The 3,240-nt window shown below is 68.5% G+C and carries 1 protein-coding gene; it reads left to right on the top strand.

The window, feature by feature from the left end; translation table 11 throughout:
• The coding region (gene metH, locus AB0E77_RS34105; protein WP_361578876.1) for a methionine synthase at positions 1–3,240 on the top strand (3,240 nt) is incomplete at both ends.

Below are 3,240 nucleotides of genomic sequence, written 5' to 3'. Positions count from 1 at the left end.
CGCCGACACCCGGACCCGTGTGTCCGCCCTGCGTGAGGCACTCGCCACCCGTGTGGTGGTCGCCGACGGGGCGATGGGCACCATGCTCCAGGCGCAGAACCCCACGCTCGACGACTTCCAGCAGCTCGAGGGCTGCAACGAGGTCCTGAACCTGACCCGGCCGGACATCGTCCGCTCGGTGCACGAGGAGTACTTCGCCGCGGGCGTGGACTGCGTGGAGACCAACACCTTCGGCGCGAACCACTCGGCTCTGGGTGAGTACGACATTCCCGAGCGGGTCCATGAGTTGTCGGAGGCCGGTGCGCGGGTCGCGCGTGAGGTGGCCGACGAGTTCGCGGCGCGGGACGGGCGGCAGCGGTGGGTGCTGGGTTCCATGGGTCCGGGCACGAAGCTGCCCACTCTGGGGCACGCGCCGTACACGGTGCTGCGTGACGCCTATCAGTGCAATGCCGAGGGTCTGGTCGCCGGCGGTGCGGACGCGCTTCTGGTGGAGACCACTCAGGATCTGCTGCAGACCAAGGCCGCTGTGCTCGGCGCCCGCCGTGCGCTGGACGCCCTGGGCCTGGATGTGCCGGTGATCGTGTCGGTGACGGTGGAGACGACCGGCACGATGCTGCTGGGTTCGGAGATCGGGGCGGCGCTGACCGCGCTGGAGCCGCTCGGGATCGACATGATCGGCCTGAACTGTGCCACCGGACCGGCCGAGATGAGCGAGCACCTGCGCCATCTCGCCCGGCATGCGCGCGTGGGCCTGTCGTGCATGCCCAACGCCGGGCTGCCGGTCCTGACGAAGGACGGGGCTCATTACCCCTTGTCCGGCGCGGAGTTGGCCGAGGCGCACGAGGGTTTCGTACGGGAGTTCGGGGTCGGCCTGGTGGGCGGCTGCTGCGGTACGACGCCTGAGCATCTGCGGCAGGTGGTGGAGCGGGTGCGGGGTCTTGCCCCGGCCGAGCGTGATCCGCGTCCGGAGGCGGGTGCCGCTTCGCTGTACCAGTCCGTCCCGTTCCGTCAGGACACGTCGTATCTGGCGATCGGTGAGCGGACGAACGCGAACGGTTCGAAGAAGTTCCGTGAGGCGATGCTGGAGGGCCGCTGGGACGACTGTGTGGAGATGGCCCGGGACCAGATCCGTGAGGGCGCGCACATGCTCGACCTGTGTGTGGACTATGTCGGCCGGGACGGTGTGGCGGACATGGAGGAGCTGGCGGGGCGGTTCGCGACCGCATCGACGCTGCCGATCGTGCTGGACTCCACCGAGGTCGAGGTGATTCGGGCGGGTCTGGAGAAGCTCGGCGGGCGTGCGGTGATCAACTCGGTGAACTACGAGGACGGCGCGGGTCCCGAGTCCCGTTTCGCCAGGGTCACCGCCCTGGCGCGGGAGCACGGTGCGGCGCTGATCGCGTTGACCATCGACGAGGAGGGCCAGGCCCGCACCGCCGAGAAGAAGGTGGAGATCGCCGAACGGCTCATCGCCGATCTGACGGGCAACTGGGGCATTCACGAGTCGGACATCCTGGTGGACTGTCTGACGTTCACGATCTGCACCGGGCAGGAGGAGTCCCGCAAGGACGGTCTGGCGACCATCGAGGGCATCCGGGAGCTGAAGCGCCGTCACCCGCAGGTGCAGACCACGCTCGGCCTGTCCAACATCTCCTTCGGCCTGAATCCGGCCGCCCGGATCCTGCTGAACTCGGTGTTCCTGGACGAGTGTGTCAAGGCGGGGCTGGATTCGGCGATCGTGCACGCGAGCAAGATCCTGCCGATCGCCCGGTTCGACGAGGAGCAGGTCACCACCGCTCTGGATCTGATCTACGACCGTCGCCGTGAGGGCTACGATCCGCTGCAAAAGCTCATGGCCCTGTTCGAGGGTGCCACCGCGAAGTCGCTGAAGGCGTCGAAGGCCCAGGAGCTGGCGGCGCTGCCGCTGGAGGAGCGTCTGAAGCGGCGGATCATCGACGGGGAGAAGAACGGCCTGGAGCAGGACCTGGACGACGCCCTCACCGGGCGTCCGGCCCTGGAGATCGTCAACGAGACGCTGCTGGACGGCATGAAGGTCGTCGGTGACCTGTTCGGTTCGGGGCAGATGCAACTGCCGTTCGTGCTCCAGTCCGCCGAGGTGATGAAGACCGCGGTGGCCTATCTGGAGCCGCACATGGAGAAGACCGACGACGAGGGCAAGGGCACCATCGTGCTGGCCACCGTCCGCGGTGACGTGCACGACATCGGCAAGAACCTCGTCGACATCATCCTGTCCAACAACGGCTACACCGTCGTCAACCTCGGCATCAAGCAGCCCGTCTCCGCGATCCTGGAGGCCGCCGACGAGCACAAGGCCGACGTCATCGGCATGTCCGGCCTCCTGGTCAAATCCACGGTGATCATGAAGGAGAACCTGGAGGAGCTCAACCAGCGGGGCCTGTCCGCCGACTACCCGGTCATCCTCGGCGGCGCCGCCCTCACCCGCGCCTACGTCGAACAGGACCTCCACGAGATCTACGACGGCGAGGTCCGCTACGCCCGCGACGCCTTCGAGGGCCTCAGGCTCATGGACGCCCTGATCGGCATCAAGCGGGGCGTGCCCGGCGCGAAACTGCCCGAACTGCGCCAGCGGCGTGTCCGGGCGGCCACCGTGGAGATCGAGGAACGCCCCGAGGAAGGGCATGTCCGTTCCGACGTCGCCACCGACAATCCGGTGCCCGCCCCGCCGTTCTGGGGCACCCGGGTCGTCAAGGGCATCCAGCTCAAGGAGTACGCGTCCTGGCTGGACGAGGGCGCGCTCTTCAAGGGCCAGTGGGGTCTCAAGCAGGCCCGCACCGGTGAGGGACCCAGCTACGAGGAGCTCGTCGAGAGCGAGGGCCGGCCCCGGCTGCGCGGGCTGCTGGACCGGCTGCAGAGGGACAGCCTGCTGGAGGCGGCCGTGGTCCACGGCTACTTCCCCTGCGTGTCCAAGGACGACGACCTGATCGTCCTGGACGAGGCCGGCAACGAACGCACCCGCTTCACCTTCCCCCGCCAGCGCCGCGGCCGGCGGCTGTGCCTGGCCGACTTCTTCCGCCCCGAGGAATCCGGCGAGACCGACGTCGTCGGCTTCCAGGTCGTCACCGTCGGCTCCCGCATCGGCGAAGAGACCGCCCGCATGTTCCAGGCCAACGCCTACCGCGACTACCTCGAACTCCACGGACTCTCCGTCCAGCTCGCCGAAGCCCTCGCCGAGTACTGGCACGCCCGCGTCCGCTCGGA

It is taken from the genome of Streptomyces sp. NPDC032940 (genome assembly GCF_040636935.1).
In the GTDB taxonomy this organism is placed as follows: Bacteria; Actinomycetota; Actinomycetes; order Streptomycetales; family Streptomycetaceae; genus Streptomyces.
This window is presented reverse-complemented; position numbering and strand designations above follow the sequence as displayed.